The sequence below is a fragment of the Streptomyces sp. NPDC037301 genome (assembly GCF_055602785.1).
Genome location: NZ_JBVJWD010000121.1, coordinates 1 through 1061, shown reverse-complemented (window position 1 = coordinate 1061; position 1061 = coordinate 1). Strand labels below are relative to the sequence as shown.

At 64.4% G+C, this 1061-nt stretch carries 1 pseudogene; it reads left to right on the top strand.

Annotation, left to right across the window (positions count from 1 at the left end):
* Positions 1-110: 110 nt before the first annotated feature.
* Positions 111-431 (top strand): annotated as a pseudogene (locus ACZ7IB_RS48405) (phosphotransferase); the annotation flags it as partial.
* Positions 432-1061: the final 630 nt, after the last annotated feature.

Here is a 1061-nt window from a genome sequence, read left to right as displayed (position 1 = left end):
TGGCTCTCTTTCAAGACCCCACCAGCGCGAACCGCTTTTCCCTCAGCGGCGGCCCAACAACCCTACAACGACCGCTACCCCCCCCCCCCCCCCCGCCCCCCCCCCCCCCCGCCGAGCCGCATCCAGGCAATGTGCTCAGCACGAAGAACGGCCCGTTGTTCATCGACCTTGAGACGTGCTGCCGTGGACCCGTCGAGTTCGATCTCGCCCATGTTCCCGAGGCGGTCTGCGAGCACTACCCAAGCGTTGACCAAGGGCTGCTGGACGAGTGTCGGCAGCTCGTTATCGCGATGGTCGCCGCGTGGCGTTGGGAGCTTGGCGACCAGTTTCCGAATGGGAGGCGATTCGGAGACGAATTCCTGCGCTTGCTGCGCGAGGGTCCTCCTTGGCCGACACTCGACACAGTGACCAGGCGACTGGATGGTCTGTAGAAATCGCCGAAGGTCACGTGAAAGCGGCAAGGAACCAAGCGACGAGACTGTCGCCGTTGCAACCCCACGCGCGCCGGCCTCGCTGCCGCGCTGAACCATGGCGCCGGTGCCAACAAACGTGGCAATTCATTACAGATGTCAAGAATCTTGGCCAGACGGTGCCAACTAGCGTGGCCAGGCTGTTGGGAGCCCCAGGTCACACAGCCCGATTGGACGGATAGCATGAGCCGCTGACGGCCCCGGAGTTGTCGCACTGGCACACACCACGTGATCATTCCGGGGCCTTCGCCATGCCCGGCACCCACAGGCACCAATCACGCACCGCTTACGATCAGCCACCCGACAGGCTCTGAGCTTGACTCTGTCGGGGATCTTGGAGGTGCCGAGGTCAGCTGCCCAGGGTTCGCCAGGACTTCAGCCGGGGTATCTCGCGCTGGTCGAGGTAGTTCTGGAAGGCAGTTGGTCGGCGGGGCGTGGGCGTTTCCTCCGGTGACAGTCCGCTGAGAGCCTGTCGGGTGGCCAGTTGATTACGCCGAGCATGGGCCGCTGACGGCCTCGGAGTTGTCACACTGGCACACACCACGTGATCATTCCGGGGCCGTCGCCGTGCCTGGAGGGCAGATCGCAACC